Origin of the sequence: Thiohalocapsa marina (assembly GCF_008632335.1) — a bacterium.
Classification (GTDB): domain Bacteria; phylum Pseudomonadota; class Gammaproteobacteria; order Chromatiales; family Chromatiaceae; genus Thiohalocapsa; species Thiohalocapsa marina.
In genome coordinates this window covers 1-18,484 of the sequence record NZ_VWXX01000016.1, presented here as the reverse complement: position 1 = coordinate 18,484, position 18,484 = coordinate 1, and the positions used below count along the sequence as shown (strand labels likewise).

Below are 18,484 nucleotides of genomic sequence, written 5' to 3'. Positions count from 1 at the left end.
AGTATAGGCCTCCGGCGGGTGCGGCGCCGAGCCGTCATCGTTCCCCCAGACCGCGCCGCACGCGCTGGAGTGCCGTCATGACCCATAGTCCCGCCACCGAGGCCCCGTCCCTGATGACCATGCTGCAGGGGCTGATCGCGACGCCCTCGGTCAGCAGCGTCACCCCGGACCGCGACCAGAGCAACCTGCCGTTGCTGGGGCTGCTGGCGAACTGGCTGCGGGATGCCGGCTTCCGGGTGGAACTGCTGGATATCCCCGGCCACGCCGGCAAGGCGAACCTGATCGCGACCCTGGGCAGCGGCCCCGGCGGGCTGGTGCTGTCGGGCCATACGGACACCGTGCCCTTCGACGGACACCTGTGGCAGCACGACCCGCTGAAGCTCAGCGAGGACGGCGGGCGCCTGTACGGCCTGGGCACCTCGGACATGAAATCCTTTCTGGCGCTGGCCATCGAGGCCGCCCGCGGGCTGTCGGCGCAGGACCTGCGGCAGCCGCTGATCATCCTGGCCACCGCCGACGAGGAGTCCGCCATGCATGGCGCCCGCGCGCTGGTGGAGGCCGGCCGACCGCTGGGACGCTACGCGGTCATCGGCGAACCCACCAATCTGCGTCCGGTGCGCATGCACAAGGGCGTGATGGGCGAGGCGGTGAAACTCACCGGTCAGAGCGGCCATGCCAGCGATCCGCGGCTGGGCAACAGCGCCCTGGAGGGCATGCACGACGTGCTCAGCAGTGTGCTGGCCTGGCGGGGCGAACTGCAACGGCGCCATGAAAACCCGGCGTTTTCGGTGCCCTACCCGACCATCAACCTCGGTCACATCCACGGCGGCGACAACCCCAACCGCATCTGTGGCGAATGCGAGCTGCACCTGGACCTGCGCGTGCTGCCGGGGCTGGATCCCGCCGAGCTGCGCACCGAACTGTCGCGACGCGTTGCCGACGTGGCCGAACGCCGGGGACTCGGCTGGCAGGTGGCGCCCCTGTTCGCCAGCATCCCGCCTGCGGAGACGGCGGCGGGCTCGGCCATCGTGCGCGCCGCGGAGGCCTTGACCGGGCACAAGGCGGAGGCGGTCAGCTTCGGCACCGAGGCGCCGTTCTTCAACCGGCTGGGCATGGAGACCATCGTGCTGGGCCCCGGCGACATCGCCCAGGCGCACCAGCCGGACGAATTCCTGGCCATGGACCGCATCGAGCCCACGCTGCAGTTGCTCAGGCACCTGATCCGGCAGTTCTGCCTGGAGGCCTGAGCCAAGCGTCGGGATCCGGGATTCGGCAGACGGCGGCCGACTAGCCCCGCGGGCGGGTCGGCGGCCGTGCGGGCCGAGCTCGGCGCGGCGCCGGCAGGTCCACCAGGGTCATGAGCCCGGCGAGTTCCTCGTCGGTGAGTTCGCGCCACTGTCCCGGCAAGGGCCGGGCGCCAAGGATCACGTTGCCGAAACGCACCCGCTTCAGCCGACTGACCTCGCAGCCCACCGCCTCCCACAACCGACGCACCTCGCGATTGCGACCCTCGCACAACAGCACGTGAAACCACTGGTTGGTACCGGTGCCGCCCGACTCCACCACCTCTTCGAAGCGCGCCGGGCCGTCCTCCAGCTCGACCCCGTGGACCAGTTGCTGCAACGCCGCATCCGACACCGTTCCGCGGATGCGCACGGCGTATTCGCGCTCGATGCGCCGCGACGGGTGCATCAGGCGGTTCGCCAGCTCGCCGTGGTTGGTGACCAGCAACAGGCCGGCGGTATTCAGGTCGAGCCGGCCCACGGCGATCCAGCGGCCATCGCGAATGCCCGGCAGTCGGCGGAAGATGGTCGGCCGGCCCTCGGGGTCACGGCGGCTCACCACCTCGCCCTCGGGCTTGTGATAGACCAGCACCCGCGGTCTGCGGCCGGCGCCCGCGGCGCGCCGCTTGATCTCGTTGCCATCCACCCGGATGCGATCCGACGGCGACACCCGATCGCCGAGCTTGGCGAGCTGGCCGTTCACGCGCACGCGACCGTCGCGGATCCAGGCCTCGATCTCCCGGCGGGAGCCCATGCCGGCCTCCGCCAGCACCTTCTGCAAACGGACCAGCTCGCCGATGGCCGCGGATGGCCGCTGGCCCTGTCGTTGGCCTGGTCGTTGGCCCGGTCGCTGGCCTGGTCGCTGTCTGGTGCTCATTGCGCTTTGCTCCCGCTCAGTGCGCTGCCGGTGGGGGGACGGTCGCCGGCGATTCCGGTGCCTTTTCCGGAGCCGGTTCCGATTCGGATTCCGGTGCTGTTTCCGGTACCGTTTGCAATTCAGGCGCCGGCGCGACCTGAACCCCGTCCGGCGTGTCGCCGTTCAGGTCCAGTTGCTCGCCGAAGAATGCGGGATCGCGAATCTCCGCCAGCGGCGGCAGGTCGTTCAGGGACCGCAGCCCGAAATAGTCCAGAAAGCGCCGGGTGGTGGCGTACAGGGCGGGCCGTCCGGGTACGTCGCGGTGGCCGACCACGCGCACCCAGTCGCGCTCGGTCAGGGTCTTGACGATCTGCGTGCTCACGCTCACGCCGCGGATGTCCTCGATCTCGCCCCGGGTGATGGGCTGGCGGTAGGCGATCAGCGCCAGGGTCTCGAGCAGGGCGCGGGAATAGCGGGCCGGTTTCTCTTCCCACAAGCGCGCGACCCAGGGCGCCACCGACGGCCGCACCTGGATGCGCCAGCCACCGGCCACCTGCACCAGCTCGATGCCGCGGCCGGCATAGTCGTCCGTCAGCGCGGCCACGGCGGCCTCGATGTCGGCCCGGGCGGGTCGCTGATCCTCGGGGTACAGGCCAAGGAGCTGATCCAGGGTCAGCGGGCCACCGGCCGCCATCAGCGCCCCCTCCACCACCTGCTTGACCGACGCTGACAGCACCGACAGGACCTGCTCGATCGGCCGGGGCTGCTTCGGGGTCCGGGACGCCTGCGACGGCTGTGGATCGTCGGCGCTCACGCGGCCTCCCGCAGGCGCACATGGATGGGCGCAAAGGGCTCGGTCTGCACCAGCTCGAGGCTGGCGGCCTTCACCAGCTCGAGCACGGCAAGAAAGCTGACCACCACGCCGGGGCGCCCTTCGCTGATGTCGAACAGGCGGACGAAGGGCACGAAGCCGCCGCCCCGCACCCGCTCCAGCACCTGGGACATGCGCTCGCGCAGCGACAGCGACTCCCGCTCCACCCGGTGGCTGGTGAACAGATCCGCCCGCTTGAGCACATCACGCAGGGCCAGCAGCACCTCACCGAGCTCCACTGTCGGCGGCACCCGGGGCACATGCCCCGCCGGCACCTCTGCCCGGGTAGGAAAGCAGTCCCGCTCCAGCCGCGGCAGCGCATCCAGGTTCTGCGCCGCCTGCTTGAAGCGCTCGTACTCCTGCAGCCGGCGCACCAGCTCCGCCCGCGGATCCGCGCCTTCTTCCTCGTCGCTCGGTGGGCGCGGCAACAACATGCGCGACTTGATCTCGCAGAGCATCGCGGCCATCACCAGGTACTCCGCGGCCAGTTCCAGCTTCAGCTCCTTCATCAGCTCCACGTACTCCATGTACTGGGCGGTGATCTGGGCGATGGGGATGTCGAGGATGTCCAGGTTCTGCCGCCGGATCAGGTAGAGCAGCAGGTCCAGCGGCCCCTCGAAGGCGTCGAGAAAGACCTCCAGGGCATCCGGCGGGATATACAGATCCTGCGGCAGCGTCAGGAGCGGGGCCCCCTGCACCACGGCAAAGGGCATCTCCTGCTGCCGCGGCGGCGCCTGTTCGCCCGGCCCGGCCGCGTCCGGCATCGGCGGGGCCTGGCTCACCCCTGCAGCAAGGACATGGCGTGACGCACTTCATCCATGGTCTCACGGGCGACATCGCGGGCGCGTTCGCAGCCCTCGTTGATGGCCGAACGCACCACCTCGGGCTGCGCGTCGAGCTCGCGCGCGCGGGCCTGGATGGGCGCCAGTTCAGCACGCACCGCATCCACCACCGGCTGCTTGCACTCCAGGCAGCCGATGCCGGCGGACCGGCAGCCCTGCTGCACCCACTCCTTCACGCCATCGTCGGAATAGACCTCGTGGAACTGCCACACCGGACAGATGGCCGGGTTGCCGGGGTCGGTGCGGCGCACGCGTGCCGGATCCGTGGGCATGGTGCGCAGTTTCTGCTCCACTTCCGCCGGGTCGTCCCGCAGGGAGATGGTGTTGCCGTAGGACTTGGACATCTTCTGTCCATCCAGGCCGGGCATCTTCGCCGCCCGGGTCAGCAGCGGCTGGGGCTCGGGCAGGATCACCCGACCGCTGCCCTCGAGGTAGCCGAACAGCCGCTCCCGATCGCCCAGGGTGATGTTGCCCTGGGCCTCCAGCAACGCCCGGGCCACCTGCAGCGCCTCCTGGTCGCCCTGTTCCTGGTAGCTGCGCCGCAGCTTGTCGTACATCTTGGCGTTCTTCTTGCCCATCTTGCGCTTGGCCTGCTCGGCCTTGTCCTCGAAGTCGGGCTCGCGGCCGTAGATGTGATTGAAGCGGCGCGCCACCTCGCGGGTCAGTTCCACATGGGCCACCTGGTCCTCGCCCACCGGTACCTGACCGGCCTTGTAGATCAGGATGTCGGCGCTCTGCAGCAGCGGGTAGCCGAGAAAGCCGTAGGTGGCCAGGTCCTTTTCCTTGAGCTTCTCCTGCTGGTCCTTGAAGCTCGGCACCCGCTCCAGCCAGCCCAGCGGGGTGATCATGGACAGCAGCAGATGCAATTCCGCATGTTCCGGCACCCGCGACTGGATGAACAGCGTCGCCGAGCCCGCGCTGACCCCGGCGGCCAGCCAGTCAACGACCATGTCGTGTGTCGCCTGGGGGACATTGGACGGGTCATCGTAGTCGGTGGTCAGGGCGTGCCAGTCGGCGACGAAGAAGAAGCACTCGTACTCGTGCTGCAGCTCGATCCAGTTCTTCAGCACACCGTGGTAGTGGCCCAGATGCAGCTTTCCGGTCGGGCGCATGCCGGACAGGACGCGCGCGTGTTGCGGATGGACAGTGGTCAAGGTGGATTCCTTCTCGCGGTTCGATTGAATCAGGGGCCGATGCCGGTTGCCGCCACCAGCGTCGCAGACAGACTCGCCGGGCGCGCTCAGACCGGGAACAGGTCGCGGACCAGTCCCGCCCCCGGGATCACGCCGAGCACCGCCCTGACCAGCGGATGCAGCACGGCACCCAGCAGTCCGGGCGGCTGGCCGTCGGGCAGCAGCAGCAGCGCCAGCAGGATCAGCAGGCCATAGCGCTCGAGCTGGCCGAAGCTGATGGCGAGACGGGGCGGCAACAGCGCCGCGAGGATGCGCCCGCCATCCAGCGGCAGTAGCGGAAACAGGTTCAGCGCCATCAGGAACAGGTTGATCATGATGCCGATGACACAGGCCTCGACGATGGTCGTCAGCAGCCAGGGCGGCACGGTGGTCAACTGCACCAGCAGCGCCATGAGCTGGATCAGCAGCCCCCAGCCCAGGGCCATGATCAGGTTTGCGGCCGGTCCGGCCACGGCCACCAGGGCCATGTCCCAGCGCGGATCGCGCAACCGGCGCCAGTTCACCGGCACCGGCTTGGCCCAGCCGAACAGGAAGGGCACGCCGACCAGGGTCTTGGATGACAGGAAGATCAGCAAGGGCACCAGCACGGTGCCCACCGGATCGATGTGCTTGAGCGGGTTGAAGGTCACCCGCCCGAGCATCCAGGCGGTGGGATCGCCACGCCGGTGCGCCACCCAGCCGTGGGCCGCCTCGTGGGCCGTGATGGCCAGCACCACGGGCACGGCGAAGATCAGGATGGTCCACAGGGTCTCGCTCAGCGGATGCATCATGGAATCGGCCCCATCAAACTAGTCGACCCAAAGCCTCAAGACGCAAACACCGCTGTGTCGCCCTTGCCCGCACGCAGCACCTTCGGCGGGTCCTGGGTCATGTCCACCACAGTGGTGGGCTCGGCCCCGCAGTGGCCACCGTCGATGATCAGATCGACGCAATGGCCGATGGACTCGCGGATCTCGTAGGGATCATCCAGCGGCACCTCGTCCCCCGGCATGATCAGCGTGGTGCTGAGGATGGGCTGGTCGAGTTCGGCCAGCAGGTCGCGGATGATCGGCGTGTCCGGCACGCGGATGCCGATGGCGCGGCGCTTGGGGTGCAGCAGCCGGCGCGGCACCTGCTTGGTGGCCTCGTAGATGAAGGTGTAGGGCCCGGGTGTCAGCGAGCGCAACTGGCGGTAGGCACTGTTGTCGATGCGCGCATAGGTGGCGATCTCTGACAGGTCACGACACACCAGGGTGAAGTTGTGCTTGTCGTCCAGGCGGCGGATCATGCGGATGCGATCCAGCGCAGACTTCTCTCCGATCTGGCAACCGAGGGCGTAGCTGGAATCGGTGGGGTAGACCACGACGCCACCGGCACGAAAGACCGCCGCGGCACGGGCGATAAGCCGCGGCTGCGGGTTGTCGGGATGGATCTCTAGAAAGTCGGCCATGTGTGGGCGGGGCCTAGCGTGGCCCGACGCGGACGCTACCCGCGCAGTTCAGCAGAGGATGCGGACACAGCGGGCATTGCGGACGCCGCAGACATTCCAGAGGTGCGCCAGGAGCCATGGGATGCCCGCTCATGCTGCGTTGCGGGTCGCTGCGGACCACGCCTGCCGGCAGATGCCAGTGTCGGCACCAGCTTCTGCGCCAGATTCGACTCGGCTCCCGGACTGGATGGCGGACTGGCGCCCGAATTGGGACCACTGCCAGATGGGCGTGCAGCCCTCGGGCAACGGCGGCAGTCGCCCGAGCTCCAGCCAGGCGTTGTCCGGGCCGTGGTAGTCGGAGCCGGCGGAGGCCAGCAGCCGGCTTTCGGCAGCATGCCGGGCGAAGACAAAGGCGTCGTCGCGGCTGTGGCTGCCGGAGACCACCTCGATGCCGCGCCCGCCACACTCGCGGAACTCGCCAATGAACCGCAGCATCTTGCTGCGGGTGAAGCCGTAGCGCGCGGGATGGGCGATGACGGCATGGCCGCCGGCGGCACGAATCCAGCCCACGGCCTGATCGAGGCTGGTCCACTCCCCTGGCACATGGCCTGGCTTGCCCTTGACCAGAAACTGCTTGAACACGCCGCGCACGTCCGCCGCGGCGCCGCGCTGCACCAGAAAGCGCGCAAAGTGGGTGCGGCCCACCAGCTCGCCCCCGGCATGGGCGCGCGCGCCCTCCAGGGCGCCCTCATAGCCGGCCCGGGCCAGCCGCCGCCCGATTTCGACAGCGCGCCACTCGCGGTAGTCGCACAGCCCGCGCAGCCCCTGGCGCAGCACCTCGCAGCCCGGGTCTACATCCAGACCGACGATGTGCACCGTGCGCCCGCCCCAGGTCACCGAGACCTCGACCCCCGCGATGAGTGCGAGGCCCAATTCTGCGGCGGCCCGGGCGGCCTCGTCGATGCCGGCAAGGGTGTCGTGGTCCGTCAGCGCCAGCATCTCGACACCGGCGGCATGGGCGCGCGCCACCAGCTGCGCCGGCGGCAGCGTGCCGTCGGAGGCGGTGGAATGCGTGTGTAGATCTGGTGACATGACCATGGCGTGCATTCTACCCGATCCGCGACCCGGCGCCGAAACGGTTTGTAGGTTTTTTGCTGCGTTGGCCCGAGCGGGGCTGGTATAGTCGGCGGCCACTGGAATCCGGGCCCGCCCCCGGCATTGCCGACAGGCAGGCCGGCGGATCCTGGGGCGAACACCGCCGCCGGACGCAAGCATGAAATTCCTGATCGATTTCTTTCCCGTCATCCTGTTCTTCGTCGCCTACAAGCTCTACGGCATCTATGCAGCGACCGTGGTTGCCATTGCCGCCTCAGCGGCGCAGGTGGCCTGGTTCCGCCTGCGCCACAAGCGCACCGAGCGCATGCATCTGGTCACCCTGGGCCTGCTCACCGTCTTCGGCGGGCTGACGCTGGCCCTGCGCGATCCGATCTTCGTCATGTGGAAACCGACCCTGGTCAACTGGCTGTTCGGTGCCGCCTTTCTGGGCAGCCAGTTCATCGGTGAGCGAACCCTGGTGGAGCGCATGATGAGCCAGGCGGTGGATGTGCCACAGGGGATCTGGCGTCGGCTGAACCTGGCCTGGGCGGGCTTCTTCGCCTTCTCCGGCCTGGTCAATCTTTATGTCGTGTACTTCTGGAGCGGATTCTTCCAGGCGAAACAGGATCTGGTCGCCGCCACCGGCGCGCCGGAGGTGGACCTGTCCCAGTGCGCATCACTCTACACCGGCGCGGTGAAGACCCTGTGCGATACCGCCAGCGCCAGCGAGGCGGTCTGGGTCAACTTCAAGCTGTTCGGTATGATGGGGCTGACAGCACTGTTCGTCATCGCCCAGGCGTTCTACATCGCCCGGCATATCCGCAATGACGACGAGGCAGGCAAGGGCGGCCAGCCGGACCAGCCCCCACCGACCACCACCTGACGAAAATCTCAAGGAAGTGACCCCATGCTGTATGCCATCATGCCCCGCGACAATCCCGACAGCCTGGCCGCGCGGCGGGCAGCCCGTCCAGAGCACCTGAAACGGCTCCAGGCGCTACAGTCGGAAGGCCGACTGGTGCTCGCCGGGCCCCTGCCGGCCATCGATGCCGCCGACCCGGGCGAGGCCGGCTTCAGCGGCTCGCTCATCGTCGCCGAGTTCGACGACCTCGACGCCGCCCAGGCCTGGGCGGACGCGGACCCCTACCGTGCCGCCGGCGTGTATCAGTCGGTTGAGGTCAAACCCTTTCTGAAGGTGCTCCCGGCATGAGTCCGCACGCCTGAGATGCGCGCAAAATAAGCACGCAAACCGGAACGCGCGCACCCATGCCTATGCACCCGAACATCCGTTCAGCAACTCAACCCACCACAACAGGAAGACCCATGAAAACAGCACTGCCACTGTCGCTGATGCTCAGCGCCGCCCTGGTCGTCCTCCCCGCCTCCGCGCAGGAGACCATCGAGACCGATCAGACCCTGATCGGCACCATCAACGGCCAGCCCTACGCCCTGGACCTGTTCCGCATCTTCTTCGCCCAGCGCGCCCAGGGCGAGCAGATGAACAACCCGGCACTGCAGGAGCAGGCCTTCAACGAGTTCCTGAGCCTGGTCGTCGCCGCCCAGGAGGGCGAGAAGCGCAAGCTCGGCGACGAGCCCGACGTACAACAGGCACTGCAGCTGCAGCGCATGATGATCCTGTCGAATGCCGCCCTGCAGCAGATCGCCGACGAGAACCCGGCCAGCGAGGACGAACTGAAGGAGGCCTACGAGCGGTTCAAGGAACAGGCCAAGCGCACCGAATACAAGGCGCGCCATATCCTGGTGGACGAAAAGGCCAAGGCCGAGGACCTGATCGCCAAGCTGGACAAGTCGAAGGGCAAGGACTTCGAGTCCCTGGCCAAGGAGCACTCCCTCGGGCCCACCGCCGAGAAGGGTGGCGACCTCGGCTGGTTCGACGCGCGTCAGATGGTCAAACCCTTCTCCGATGCGGTCAGCGCCATGGAGCCAGGCAGCTGGACCGAGCAACCGGTGCAGACCCAATTCGGCTGGCACGTGATCCTGCTGGAAGAGACCCGCGCCGCCGAGCCGCCGTCGTTCGAAGAGGCCCGACCGACGCTGGAGGCCGCCGTCCGCCGCCAGAAGCTGACCGAGGCGCTGTCCTCGCTGCGCGAGCAGGCCAAGGTAGAGCTGAACGAGGACGTCGTGGTGCTGAAGAACGACGGCGCCGAGGCGACGCCTGACAAGGACTGATCGCCATGCGATCGTGGCGTTCGGCCGGGCAGCCGGCCGGGAGAATCGGTCAGGGAAACCGAACTCCCGGCTGGCGGCTTTCATCCTTTAGCCGCCCGCAAACTTCCCGGCCGCAACGCTGGAGATTGCCCCAGGGATCACACAGTTGCTGACCTCCTGGCCAGCAATAAGCACAGGCTACGAGAACGCTGAATGGGAATGGATCAGCGTTCTGCCTACAGATCGCAGACCTTAGTGATGGCGCGTCCGTTCAGCGGCTGCACCGGTCGCGCATTGGCTCCGACGATCTGCCCCAGGGCCCGCAAATCCGCTGCGTCCACCTCGAGCGGCGTATCCATCACATACCAGCGCACGCCCTCGGTGCAGGGCGGGCGCGTCAGCGACCCGACGTAGGTGTAGTAGTGCCGACGCGTCGGCAGCAGAAACAGGGGGTTCACCCCGACGTTGCGCCCGTGATAACGCTCTCCAGGGGCTGTCGGGGCATGCTCCAGGATGCGCTTGAGGATGCGGTTGGGCCGACGACCCGCTTCCAGCGGCACCGAGACCACGGCGATGTCGCCGCGATTGTTGGCGTGGATCAGTTGCAGTTCCCCATCGGCCACACCACCATCGATGCTGTGCTCGGCGGGTACATGAAAGCGCAGCTCGACCAGCTCGTAACTGAGCCCGTCCACCACCAGGAAACTGCTCCGGTCGTAGCCCAGGCGCAGGGCCTTGCCGTCGTTGGTGGCGTAGAGCGGACTGCTGCGATAGCGGAAACGCAACGGCACACAGGGCGCGGCGACTGCGTCCGCCTGCTGCAGGGCGACCGGCGACTGCGACCCACCGGTGCTGCAGGCAGCAAATTGCGGCGACAACTGTCCCCAGCGATCGGGGCCATTGTCCGGGCCGTAGCCCCAGTCGGCTGCCGTGGAGCCGACATCTACAACCGGCGGACGGGACCAGGCCGGTGCTGCCAGCAGCCCGACCACCAGACCAAGGGCCAACCCCGCGACCGGAGCACGGTGTGTTGGTCTGTCTCGATACCGCGGTACAGCCATGTCGCCTCCCGGCAGTGCCTGGCTTGGCTTGCTGGGCCCGACCTGCAGCCCCCGTGTATTGCAAGCATACCAGCCTTGGCGCCATCTAGCCTTCCCCGGACTCCGATCCGTTGCTGCCCCGGCGCAGGCCGCTGATCGGCACCACCTTGGCCGCCGGCGGCTGGTCAGTGTAGTAGGGCCGCTCACCGCCGCGACCCTCGGCATCGGCCAGTTCCTTCTCGCGGGCGGAGATCAGCGCAAAGCAATGGCGCACGTCTTCGATGGTGGTTGCTGACAGCGGGTGCTTCATGCCCGGCGGCGGGGTCACATCCCGGACGATAGCGGACAGGGTCTTGCGCATGGCGATGAGGATCTGTTGTTCGGTGGAGAGTTCTGACATCGGATAGGCCTGTCCTGGTTGAAGCCGCGGCGGGCGTTTATTCTGTCCGAAATCTGGGCACGACGCAGGGCATTCAACCTGGGCTCGGCATCCGACCGGACATCCGCCCCGGCACCGCCGCAACAGAGTGCCGGCGTCGACCTTGCCGGAGCTGTGCCCGTATTCGATCGATCAGTCGCCCGACAAGACCTGCCTTCCCGCATCCTGACCGCAACCGGGCCTCAGCCGCCCGTCATCGCCGCACGCGCTTACCGGAGCAGTTGCTCCAGTCCGTCCTCGTCCAGGATGCGCACGCCCAGGGCCTGGGCCTTGTCCAGTTTTGATCCGGCATCGCTGCCGGCGACCACGAAATCGGTCTTGCTCGAGACACTGCCGGTCACCTTGGCACCGAGGGCCTGGAGTTGCGCCTTGACCTGATCGCGGGGGCGGCTCAGCGTGCCGGTGATGACGACGGTCTGACCGGCCAGCGGCCGTGCCTCGGTATCGGCCGACGCAGATGGCGCCGGGCTGTCCCAGTGGATGCCCCCCAGGTCCGGGTCCAGCAGACGCTCGATGACCGCGCGGTTGTGCGGCTGGGCGAAGAACGAGGCCAGATGGGCCGCGACGATGGGCCCGATCCCCGGCACGCCGGCCTCGACGAGTTCCGCTTCGCTGGCAGACAGCAGCGGGGACAGATCGCCGAAATGACTGGCCAGGGCCGCCGCCGTGGTCTCGCCCACTTCGCGGATGCCGAGGGCATGAATGAAGCGCGCCAGGGTGGTGTGCCGACTGCGTTGCAGTGCGTCCAGCAGGTTCTGCGCCGATTTCCGGCCCATGCGCTCCAGGTCGGCCAAGGTGTTTAGATCCAGCCGGTACAGATCCGACGGATCGTGCACCAGGTCGCGCTCGACCAGTTGCTCCACCAGCTTGTCGCCCAACCCCTCGATATCCATGGCGCGACGGGAGGCGAAATGCTTGATGGCCTCCCGCCGCTGGGCCGCGCACACCAGCCCTCCGCTGCAGCGGGCCACGGCCTCGCCCTCGGCACGCACCACGTCCGAGCCGCACACCGGGCACTGCCGCGGCAACTGCACCGGCGCCGCCCCCGGGGGCCGTCGCTCCGGCAGCACCCGCACCACCTCGGGGATGACATCCCCGGCCCGGCGGACAAAGACCGTATCGCCCACGCGCACATCCTTGCGGGCCACCTCGTCCATGTTGTGCAGCGTGGCGTTGGACACGGTCACACCGCCGACGCTGACCGGCTCGAGCCGCGCCACCGGCGTCACCGCACCGGTTCGGCCCACCTGGAACTCCACCGCCTGCACCCGGGTGAGTTCCTCCTGCGCCGGAAACTTGTAGGCGATGGCCCAGCGCGGGGCGCGGGACACGAAACCCAGGCGCTCCTGCTGCTGCCGGCCATCCACCTTGAGCACGACGCCGTCGATGTCGTAGTCCAGCCCGTCGCGGCGCCGGCCCATGTCCCGGTGGTAGGCGATGCAGGCCTCGACCCCCACCAGGCGCCGCTGCTCCGGAGACACCGGCAGCCCCCAGGCGGCCAGGCGCCGCAGGCTGTCGGTGTGGCTGGCAAAGGCGTCCGTCTCGGCCAGCGCGGCATCGACCAGACCGATGCCGTAGCAGAACAGGCTCAGCCGACGCGACGCCGTGACCTTGGGGTCCAGTTGCCGCAGGCTGCCGGCGGCGGCGTTGCGCGGATTGGCAAAGACCTTGCCATCGCTGCGCCGGGCCTCGGCATTCACCGCCTCGAAACTGGCATGGCTCAGGAAGGCCTCGCCGCGCACATCGAGCAACTCCGGCGGGGCCTCGCCGTCCGCGGTGCGCAGGCGCAAGGGCACACAGCGGATGGTGCGCACCTGGGCGGTGACGTCCTCGCCGCGGTGGCCGTCACCGCGAGTGGCGGCCTGCACCAGGACGCCCTGTTCGTACACCATGCTGATGGCAAGGCCGTCGAGCTTGGGTTCGGCGGAGTAGACCACCTGCTCCAGCCCCAGGGACTCGCGCACGCGCCGGTCGAAGTCGCGCATCTCGTCCTCGTTCAGGGCATTGGCAAGCGACAGCATGGGCCGCCGGTGCGCCACCTCGGCAAAGGCGGACAGGGGCTCAGCACCCACGCGCTGGGTCGGAGAATCCGGAGTGCGCAGTTCGGGATGGGCCTGCTCCAGGGCCTGCAGTTCCCGAAACAGCCGGTCGTACTCGGCATCCGGAATCTCCGGATCGTCGAGCACATAGTAACGGTAGTTGTGATGCGTGAGCTCCCGGCGCAACGCCTCGGCGCGCCGGCTTGCGTCCGCTGGCGCGGTCATTCGACGCCGCGCGCGCCGCGCTGGGGATCGATGAGACCAAGCACCTGGCCGCGCAGGATGCGCATCCGCTCCACCGACAGGGGCGTGCGCCCGCGTTCTTCCAGTTCGCCGCCGAGTTCTTCCGCCAGTCGCCGCGCGGCCTGGACCATCTCATCGAACACCATCAGGTCACCCGGATCGCCGGAGAACTGCGCGAACAGGGCCAGCCCCGGGGTCTCGAAGTCTTCCATCACCTCCACCGGGAAGCTGCCCGGCTTGACCAGGTTGGCCATGCTGAACAGGGGTTCGTGGTCGCCGTCTTCGGACGCAAAGCGGTGGAAGATGTCCCAGTCACCCAGGGTCAGGCGACAGTGCGCCGCGGCCTCCAGGATGTCTTCGCCGGTGAAGGGCACGCCGGTGTTGACCACATGGATCTGGATCAGCAGTTCATTCGCCGCAGCGTCGGAATCGTCGATGTCGGGCTCGTCGGCCGCTGGCCCCGCACCGATCGGGCCGGTGGTGGGAGCCGCGCCGGCCAGGCTGCTGTCGGTCGTGGCTTCAGCCGATGCAAACGACGCCGCCGGAGGGGGCGCCGGCCGATCCGTGTCGTCCGGCGGCTCGCTCTCCCAGACGCCCAGGTTCGGCTCCATGCGCAGGTTGCCGGCGGTGCGGCCGCTCGCATCGGCGGACCCATGCATGGAACGGTCGCTGCTATCGGTGTCCCAGTCCTCCTCCCGGTCGTCGTCGCCGGCATCCAGCCAGGCCGCCCGCCTGCGCTCCCACAGGAACAGGCCCACCAGAAAGGCGACTCCGACGATGATCAGGATCAGGCGCAGTTGAGCGGCGTCCATCCAGGTCTTGCCCCCGGGTTCAAGTGTAACGACCGATCATCAGGTTTCGGCCCATGGTCGGTGACTGAGCATTGGGTCCTGAGTATACCAGCGCCGGCGCCGGTGGGTGGCAGGGCGCGGCCTCAGGAGACGGCCACCATCTGCGCCGCCGCATCCACATCCACCGACACCAGCCGCGACACCCCGGGCTCGTGCATGGTGACGCCGACCAGGTGGTCGGCGATCTCCATGGTGACCTTGTTGTGGGTGATGAAGATGAACTGCACCTGATCGGACATGGAGCGCACCAGCTCGCAGAATCGGCTGACATTGGCGTCGTCCAGCGGGGCATCCACCTCGTCCAGCATGCAGAACGGCGCCGGATTGAGCTGGAAGATGGCGAACACCAGGGCCACCGCGGTCAGGGCCTTTTCGCCGCCGGAAAGCAGGTGGATGCTGGAATTCCGCTTGCCCGGCGGCCGCGCCATGATGGCCACGCCCGTCTCCAGCAGGTCGTCGCCGGTGAGTTCCAGATAGGCGTGCCCGCCGCCGAACACCCGCGGAAACAATTGCTGGAGGCCGTGGTTGACGCGATCGAAGGTCTCCTTGAACCGGCTGCGGGTCTCCCGGTCGATCTTGCGGATGGCGGTCTCCAGGGTCTCCAGCGAGGTGCTGATGTCCGCATGCTGCTGGTCCAGGTAGCGCATGCGCTCGGACTGTTCGTTGAACTCGTCGATGGCCGCCAGATTGATGTTGCCCAGGCGCTGGATTCGGGCCCGCACCTGCTCCAGTTCCGCCTCCCAGGCATCCGCCGTGGCCGCCTCGCCCAGCGCCGATAGCAGATCCGCCGGCAGCGCCTCGCGCGCGGCCAGTTGCTCCTCCAGCGTGCGCCGACGCACCAGCAGTTCCTGGTGCTGCAGACGCTCGCCGTCCAGTGTGCCTTGCGCCTGCGCCACCTGCTGTTCCAGGCGCTGGCGCTGTTGCTCGCCGTCGCGCACGCGCCGATCCAGGTCTTCCATGCGGTTGCGCGCCGCGGTCAGCTCGGTCTCCACCTGCAGGCGCTGTTCCAGTTGCTCCTCCAGTTGCTCGTGCAGGTCGGCCATGGGCTGCGCCTCCTGCTCCAGCCCGTCGGTCAGCGCGGCGCGCCGTTCGCCGAGGGTGGCCATCTGGGCCTGGGCACGCTGCACGGCGGATGTGAGCGCCTCGCGGGCGGCCCGGCGCGTCTCGATGGCGAGCTCGAGTCGCTGCCGCTCGTCCCGCAGCCGGCCCTCATCCGCGCGGGCGGCGGTCACCTCGGCACGCAGCGTGTCACGCTCGGTGGCCAGGGCGTCACGGGCAGCGGTGAGGGACTCGGTCTCCTCCAGCGCCAGATGCAGCCGTTCACGGGCGGTCTCGATCTCATCCAGGGCCTCGGCCCGGGCCTCTGCCAGTTCGGCGAGCTCCGCGTCCAGGGTGCCGCGGCGTTCCGCCAGATGCTCCAGCCGAGAACGCCCGGCGCCCAGTTCCGCGTCCAGCGCGGCGCGCTCGCGACTGAGGCGGCCGACGGCCTGCAGCGCCTGCTCGCGGGCCTGTTCCAGGCCCTGCCGGCGCTCCGCCAGTTGCGCCTGCTGCGCCGACAGGTCGTCGATCACCTGCTCCAGTTCATCGCCGGCGGCCTGCAGCCGGCGCAATTCCTCCGCCCGACCGATACTGCCGCTGCGACCGGCGCCGTCCGCCGGCGAGCGTACCCAGTCGCGCCCCACCAGCACGCCGGCGCGGGTGACCAGCCGTTGCCCGGGGGCCAGCGTCGGGCGACGCGCCAGGGCTGCGGGCAGGTCCTCCACCACGCCGACGCCGCCCAGCAGGCTCTCCAGGGGCCAGGGACTGCGCACATGGGCCAGCAGCGCACCTTCGGGAAGCGGATCTGCGGGCGCATCCAGGAGCTGACCGGCAACCGGGGCAGCGAGCGGCGCCAGCAGCGTCAGCGGCCCGCAATCCAGCGCCTGGGCATGGGCGTCGAGTTCCGACACGCACAGCGCGGCGAGCCGGTCGTCCAGCACCGCCTCCACCGCCCGCTCCCAGCCGCCGTCCACCTGCAGGTCGTCCAGCAGCCGCGGCACGTCTTGCAGCCGGCGGCGCTCGATCCAGCCGGCGGCAGCATCGTCGCCCGCCTCCAGCGCCGCGTCCTGCAAGGCCTCCAGCGACGACTGTCGTCCGCGGCAGGTCTGCAGCTCGGTGCGGGCGGCATCCAGCCGTGCCGACAGCGCCTGGCCTTCGTCATCCTGAGCCCGCAGGGCCGCGCTCGCCTCGGCCTGGGCCTCGTCGGCGGCGGCCAGCTGCTCGTCCAGTCCTTCGGCGCGGTCCTCCAGGTCGCTGACCCGCGCTTGCAGGTCCGCGGTGTCCAGGCGTTCGCGCTCCTGGGCGAGGCGCGTCTCGCGCTGGGCGTCCTGGGTCAGGCGCTGCTCCAGGTTGTTGATGCGCCCGCGCTCCAGTTGCGCCCGCTGCGTCGGCTCGCCGATCTCCTGCTGCACCCGGTCCCAGCCGGACTGCCAGGCGTCCAGCCGGTCCTCGGCCTCGGCCAGCCGCTCGCCGGCCACCTCGAAGGCCTCCGTCGCCTGCTCCAGCAACGGCAGGTCGCGTTCCAGCTCGCCGTCCAGCTCGGTCAAGCGCAATTGATCGCGCTCGAGCAGGGCCTCGGCATCGTCCAGCTCGCGCCGCACCCGGTCCAGCTCAGCCTCCTGCCGCGCGCGGGTCTCGCGGGAGAACTGGATCGCCTGCTCCAGGCGCGCGATCTCGGAGCCCACGGCGTAGTAGCGCCCCTGCACGGCGTTGAAGCCGTCCGAGGCATCGGCAAAGGCGTCGCGATTGGCCTCGATCTCCGCCTCGATGCCCCGTTGCTCCGCCCGGCGGGCCTCCAGCGACACCGCCAGTTCGCCCAGCACCCGCTCGCGGGCGCCGATGTCCTGATCCAGATCGCGCCAGCGCAGGGCCGTGAGCTGATCCTCCAGGCGCCGCTCGTCGGCCTTCAGGGCGCGGTACTTCTCCGCCGTGGCGGCCTGGCGCTGCAGGTGCTGGAGCTGCTTGCCCACCTCCTCGCGCAGGTCGTCCAGCCGCTCCAGGTTCTCGCGCGTGTGGCGCATGCGATTTTCGGTCTCGCGCCGGCGCTCCTTGTACTTGGAGATGCCCGCGGCCTCCTCGATGAACAGCCGCAGCTCATCGGGCTTGGCCTCGATGAAGCGCGAGATCATGCCCTGCTCGATGATGGCGTAGCTGCGCGGGCCCAGACCGGTGCCGAGGAAGAGGTCCTGGATGTCGCGCCGACGACAGCGCGCGCCGTTCAGGAAATACTGCGACTGGCCATCGCGGGAGACCTGGCGCTTGACGGCAATCTGGTTGAAGGCCGCGAACTGGCCGCCGGCGGCGCCGTCGCTGTTGTCGAAGGTGAGCTCGATGCTGGCCATGCCCACCGGCTTGCGCCCGGTGCTGCCGTTGAAGATGACATCGGCCATGGACTCACCGCGCAGCATCTTCGCGGAACTCTCGCCCATGACCCAGCGCACGGCGTCGATGACGTTGGACTTGCCGCAGCCGTTGGGGCCGACCACGCCGGCCAGATTGCTCGGGAAGAGCACGGTGGTAGGGTCGACGAAGGATTTGAAGCCGGCGAGCTTGATCTTTTCCAGGCGCATCGACGAAAGATACTGAACGGGTTGAAACCACACAACCTGTAAATGCTTGCGCCAGCCGCCAGCCGCCAGCCGCCAGCCGCCAGCCGCCAGCCGCCAGCCGCTCAACAAAACCCTGTCGCTGCCGGCCGCGGCTTGATCAACCGCAGAGTCGCAGAGCGCGCAGAGCAGAAAACGCGGAGCAGAGCCACCAGCCGACAACCGCCGCGACCATCTCACGCCACCAACCAATGGTTGCGCAGGGCTGGCGGGCTGGGTACCGGCGATCGGGGGTCTCGATCGCAGGGATGCGATCGTGAAGCCTCCAGGGATGGATTCACGGCGTCCCCCGACTGCCGGTACCCAGCCCGCCAGCCCGTCTCCAGCAAAACGAAAGCCGCCAGCCGCCAGCCGCCAGCCGCCAGCCGCCAGCCGCCAGCCGCCAGCCGCTCAACAAAACCCTGCCGCTGCTGGCCGCGGCTTGATCAACCGCTGAGTCGCAGAGCGCGCAGAGCAGAAAACGCGGAGCAGAGCCACCAGCCGACAACCGCCGCGACCATCTCACGCCACC

16 protein-coding genes are annotated in these 18,484 nt (G+C 68.8%); 4 read left to right on the top strand and 12 right to left on the bottom strand.

Features of this window, described 5'->3' with window-relative positions:
• Window positions 1–77 precede the first annotated feature (77 nt).
• A complete protein-coding gene (argE, locus tag F2Q65_RS11220) occupies window positions 78–1,247 on the top strand; it encodes an acetylornithine deacetylase (RefSeq protein WP_150093395.1) in 1,170 nt (389 codons plus the stop codon).
• A gap of 40 nt (window positions 1,248–1,287) precedes the next feature.
• Here argE and rluB read toward each other — a convergent pair whose 3' ends face one another.
• From rluB to F2Q65_RS11185, 7 genes are all read right to left on the bottom strand, one after another.
• Window positions 1,288–2,160 carry a 23S rRNA pseudouridine(2605) synthase RluB gene (rluB, locus tag F2Q65_RS11215; protein ID WP_150093393.1) on the bottom strand — a complete coding sequence of 291 codons (873 nt, stop codon included), beginning with the start codon at window positions 2,158–2,160 and terminating at the stop codon, window positions 1,288–1,290.
• A 16-nt stretch (window positions 2,161–2,176) separates the two neighbouring features.
• Window positions 2,177–2,875, bottom strand: a complete 699-nt coding sequence (scpB, locus tag F2Q65_RS11210) for an SMC-Scp complex subunit ScpB (protein ID WP_150093504.1) — start codon at window positions 2,873–2,875, stop codon at window positions 2,177–2,179.
• Window positions 2,876–2,949: 74 nt separating this feature from the next.
• Entirely contained in the window at window positions 2,950–3,774 is an 825-nt protein-coding gene (locus F2Q65_RS11205) for a segregation and condensation protein A (RefSeq protein ID WP_150093391.1), read from the bottom strand.
• Between the two features lie 14 nt (window positions 3,775–3,788).
• Window positions 3,789–5,006: a tryptophan--tRNA ligase gene (locus tag F2Q65_RS11200; RefSeq protein ID WP_150093388.1), complete on the bottom strand. Its 1,218-nt coding sequence runs from the start codon at window positions 5,004–5,006 to the stop codon at window positions 3,789–3,791.
• Between the two features lie 86 nt (window positions 5,007–5,092).
• Complete coding sequence (locus F2Q65_RS11195; protein WP_150093502.1) at window positions 5,093–5,812, bottom strand: site-2 protease family protein; 720 nt, start codon at window positions 5,810–5,812, stop codon at window positions 5,093–5,095.
• Between the two features lie 38 nt (window positions 5,813–5,850).
• Window positions 5,851–6,474 (bottom strand): L-threonylcarbamoyladenylate synthase, encoded by a 624-nt coding sequence (locus F2Q65_RS11190; protein WP_150093386.1) that lies wholly within the window; start codon window positions 6,472–6,474, stop codon window positions 5,851–5,853.
• A 129-nt stretch (window positions 6,475–6,603) separates the two neighbouring features.
• Window positions 6,604–7,551: a PHP domain-containing protein gene (locus F2Q65_RS11185; protein ID WP_150093500.1), complete on the bottom strand. Its 948-nt coding sequence runs from the start codon at window positions 7,549–7,551 to the stop codon at window positions 6,604–6,606.
• Window positions 7,552–7,726: 175 nt separating this feature from the next.
• On the opposite strand from F2Q65_RS11185, the gene F2Q65_RS11180 reads away from it, so the two are divergent.
• The 3 genes from F2Q65_RS11180 to F2Q65_RS11170 all read left to right on the top strand — a co-directional run bounded on the left by F2Q65_RS11180 (window position 7,727) and on the right by F2Q65_RS11170 (window position 9,738).
• Window positions 7,727–8,431 carry a septation protein A gene (locus F2Q65_RS11180; RefSeq protein WP_150093384.1) on the top strand — a complete coding sequence of 235 codons (705 nt, stop codon included), beginning with the start codon at window positions 7,727–7,729 and terminating at the stop codon, window positions 8,429–8,431.
• A gap of 24 nt (window positions 8,432–8,455) precedes the next feature.
• Window positions 8,456–8,758, top strand: coding sequence for a YciI family protein (locus F2Q65_RS11175; RefSeq protein ID WP_150093382.1), 303 nt, complete (start codon window positions 8,456–8,458; stop codon window positions 8,756–8,758).
• 113 nt (window positions 8,759–8,871) lie between these two features.
• Window positions 8,872–9,738, top strand: coding sequence for a peptidylprolyl isomerase (locus tag F2Q65_RS11170; protein WP_150093380.1), 867 nt, complete (start codon window positions 8,872–8,874; stop codon window positions 9,736–9,738).
• 215 nt (window positions 9,739–9,953) lie between these two features.
• On the opposite strand, the gene F2Q65_RS11165 is transcribed toward F2Q65_RS11170, so the two are convergent.
• The 5 genes from F2Q65_RS11165 to smc all read right to left on the bottom strand — a co-directional run bounded on the left by F2Q65_RS11165 (window position 9,954) and on the right by smc (window position 17,937).
• Window positions 9,954–10,724 (bottom strand): carbonic anhydrase, encoded by a 771-nt coding sequence (locus F2Q65_RS11165; RefSeq protein WP_170265648.1) that lies wholly within the window; start codon window positions 10,722–10,724, stop codon window positions 9,954–9,956.
• Window positions 10,725–10,863: 139 nt separating this feature from the next.
• Complete coding sequence (locus tag F2Q65_RS11160; RefSeq protein WP_150093376.1) at window positions 10,864–11,157, bottom strand: segregation and condensation protein A; 294 nt, start codon at window positions 11,155–11,157, stop codon at window positions 10,864–10,866.
• 248 nt (window positions 11,158–11,405) lie between these two features.
• Window positions 11,406–13,460, bottom strand: coding sequence for an NAD-dependent DNA ligase LigA (gene ligA / locus F2Q65_RS11155; RefSeq protein ID WP_150093374.1), 2,055 nt, complete (start codon window positions 13,458–13,460; stop codon window positions 11,406–11,408).
• On the bottom strand, window positions 13,457–14,290 hold the full coding sequence (locus F2Q65_RS11150) for a cell division protein ZipA (RefSeq protein ID WP_150093372.1): 834 nt from the start codon (window positions 14,288–14,290) through the stop codon (window positions 13,457–13,459). Before F2Q65_RS11150 ends, ligA begins: the two co-directional genes overlap by 4 nt.
• A 122-nt stretch (window positions 14,291–14,412) precedes the next feature.
• Window positions 14,413–17,937, bottom strand: a complete 3,525-nt coding sequence (gene smc, locus F2Q65_RS11145) for a chromosome segregation protein SMC (RefSeq protein ID WP_150093370.1) — start codon at window positions 17,935–17,937, stop codon at window positions 14,413–14,415.
• Window positions 17,938–18,484: the final 547 nt, after the last annotated feature.

Coding starts and splice junctions, on each gene's coding strand:
- argE (WP_150093395.1), top strand. CDS start 78: ATGACCCATAGTCCCGCCACCGAGGCCCCGTCCCTGATGACCATGCTG.
- rluB (WP_150093393.1), bottom strand. CDS start 2,160: ATGAGCACCAGACAGCGACCAGGCCAGCGACCGGGCCAACGACCAGGC.
- F2Q65_RS11205 (WP_150093391.1), bottom strand. CDS start 3,774: ATGCCGGACGCGGCCGGGCCGGGCGAACAGGCGCCGCCGCGGCAGCAG.
- F2Q65_RS11195 (WP_150093502.1), bottom strand. CDS start 5,812: ATGCATCCGCTGAGCGAGACCCTGTGGACCATCCTGATCTTCGCCGTG.
- F2Q65_RS11190 (WP_150093386.1), bottom strand. CDS start 6,474: ATGGCCGACTTTCTAGAGATCCATCCCGACAACCCGCAGCCGCGGCTT.
- F2Q65_RS11185 (WP_150093500.1), bottom strand. CDS start 7,551: ATGGTCATGTCACCAGATCTACACACGCATTCCACCGCCTCCGACGGC.
- F2Q65_RS11180 (WP_150093384.1), top strand. CDS start 7,727: ATGAAATTCCTGATCGATTTCTTTCCCGTCATCCTGTTCTTCGTCGCC.
- F2Q65_RS11175 (WP_150093382.1), top strand. CDS start 8,456: ATGCTGTATGCCATCATGCCCCGCGACAATCCCGACAGCCTGGCCGCG.
- F2Q65_RS11170 (WP_150093380.1), top strand. CDS start 8,872: ATGAAAACAGCACTGCCACTGTCGCTGATGCTCAGCGCCGCCCTGGTC.
- F2Q65_RS11160 (WP_150093376.1), bottom strand. CDS start 11,157: ATGTCAGAACTCTCCACCGAACAACAGATCCTCATCGCCATGCGCAAG.
- ligA (WP_150093374.1), bottom strand. CDS start 13,460: ATGACCGCGCCAGCGGACGCAAGCCGGCGCGCCGAGGCGTTGCGCCGG.
- F2Q65_RS11150 (WP_150093372.1), bottom strand. CDS start 14,290: ATGGACGCCGCTCAACTGCGCCTGATCCTGATCATCGTCGGAGTCGCC.
- smc (WP_150093370.1), bottom strand. CDS start 17,937: ATGCGCCTGGAAAAGATCAAGCTCGCCGGCTTCAAATCCTTCGTCGAC.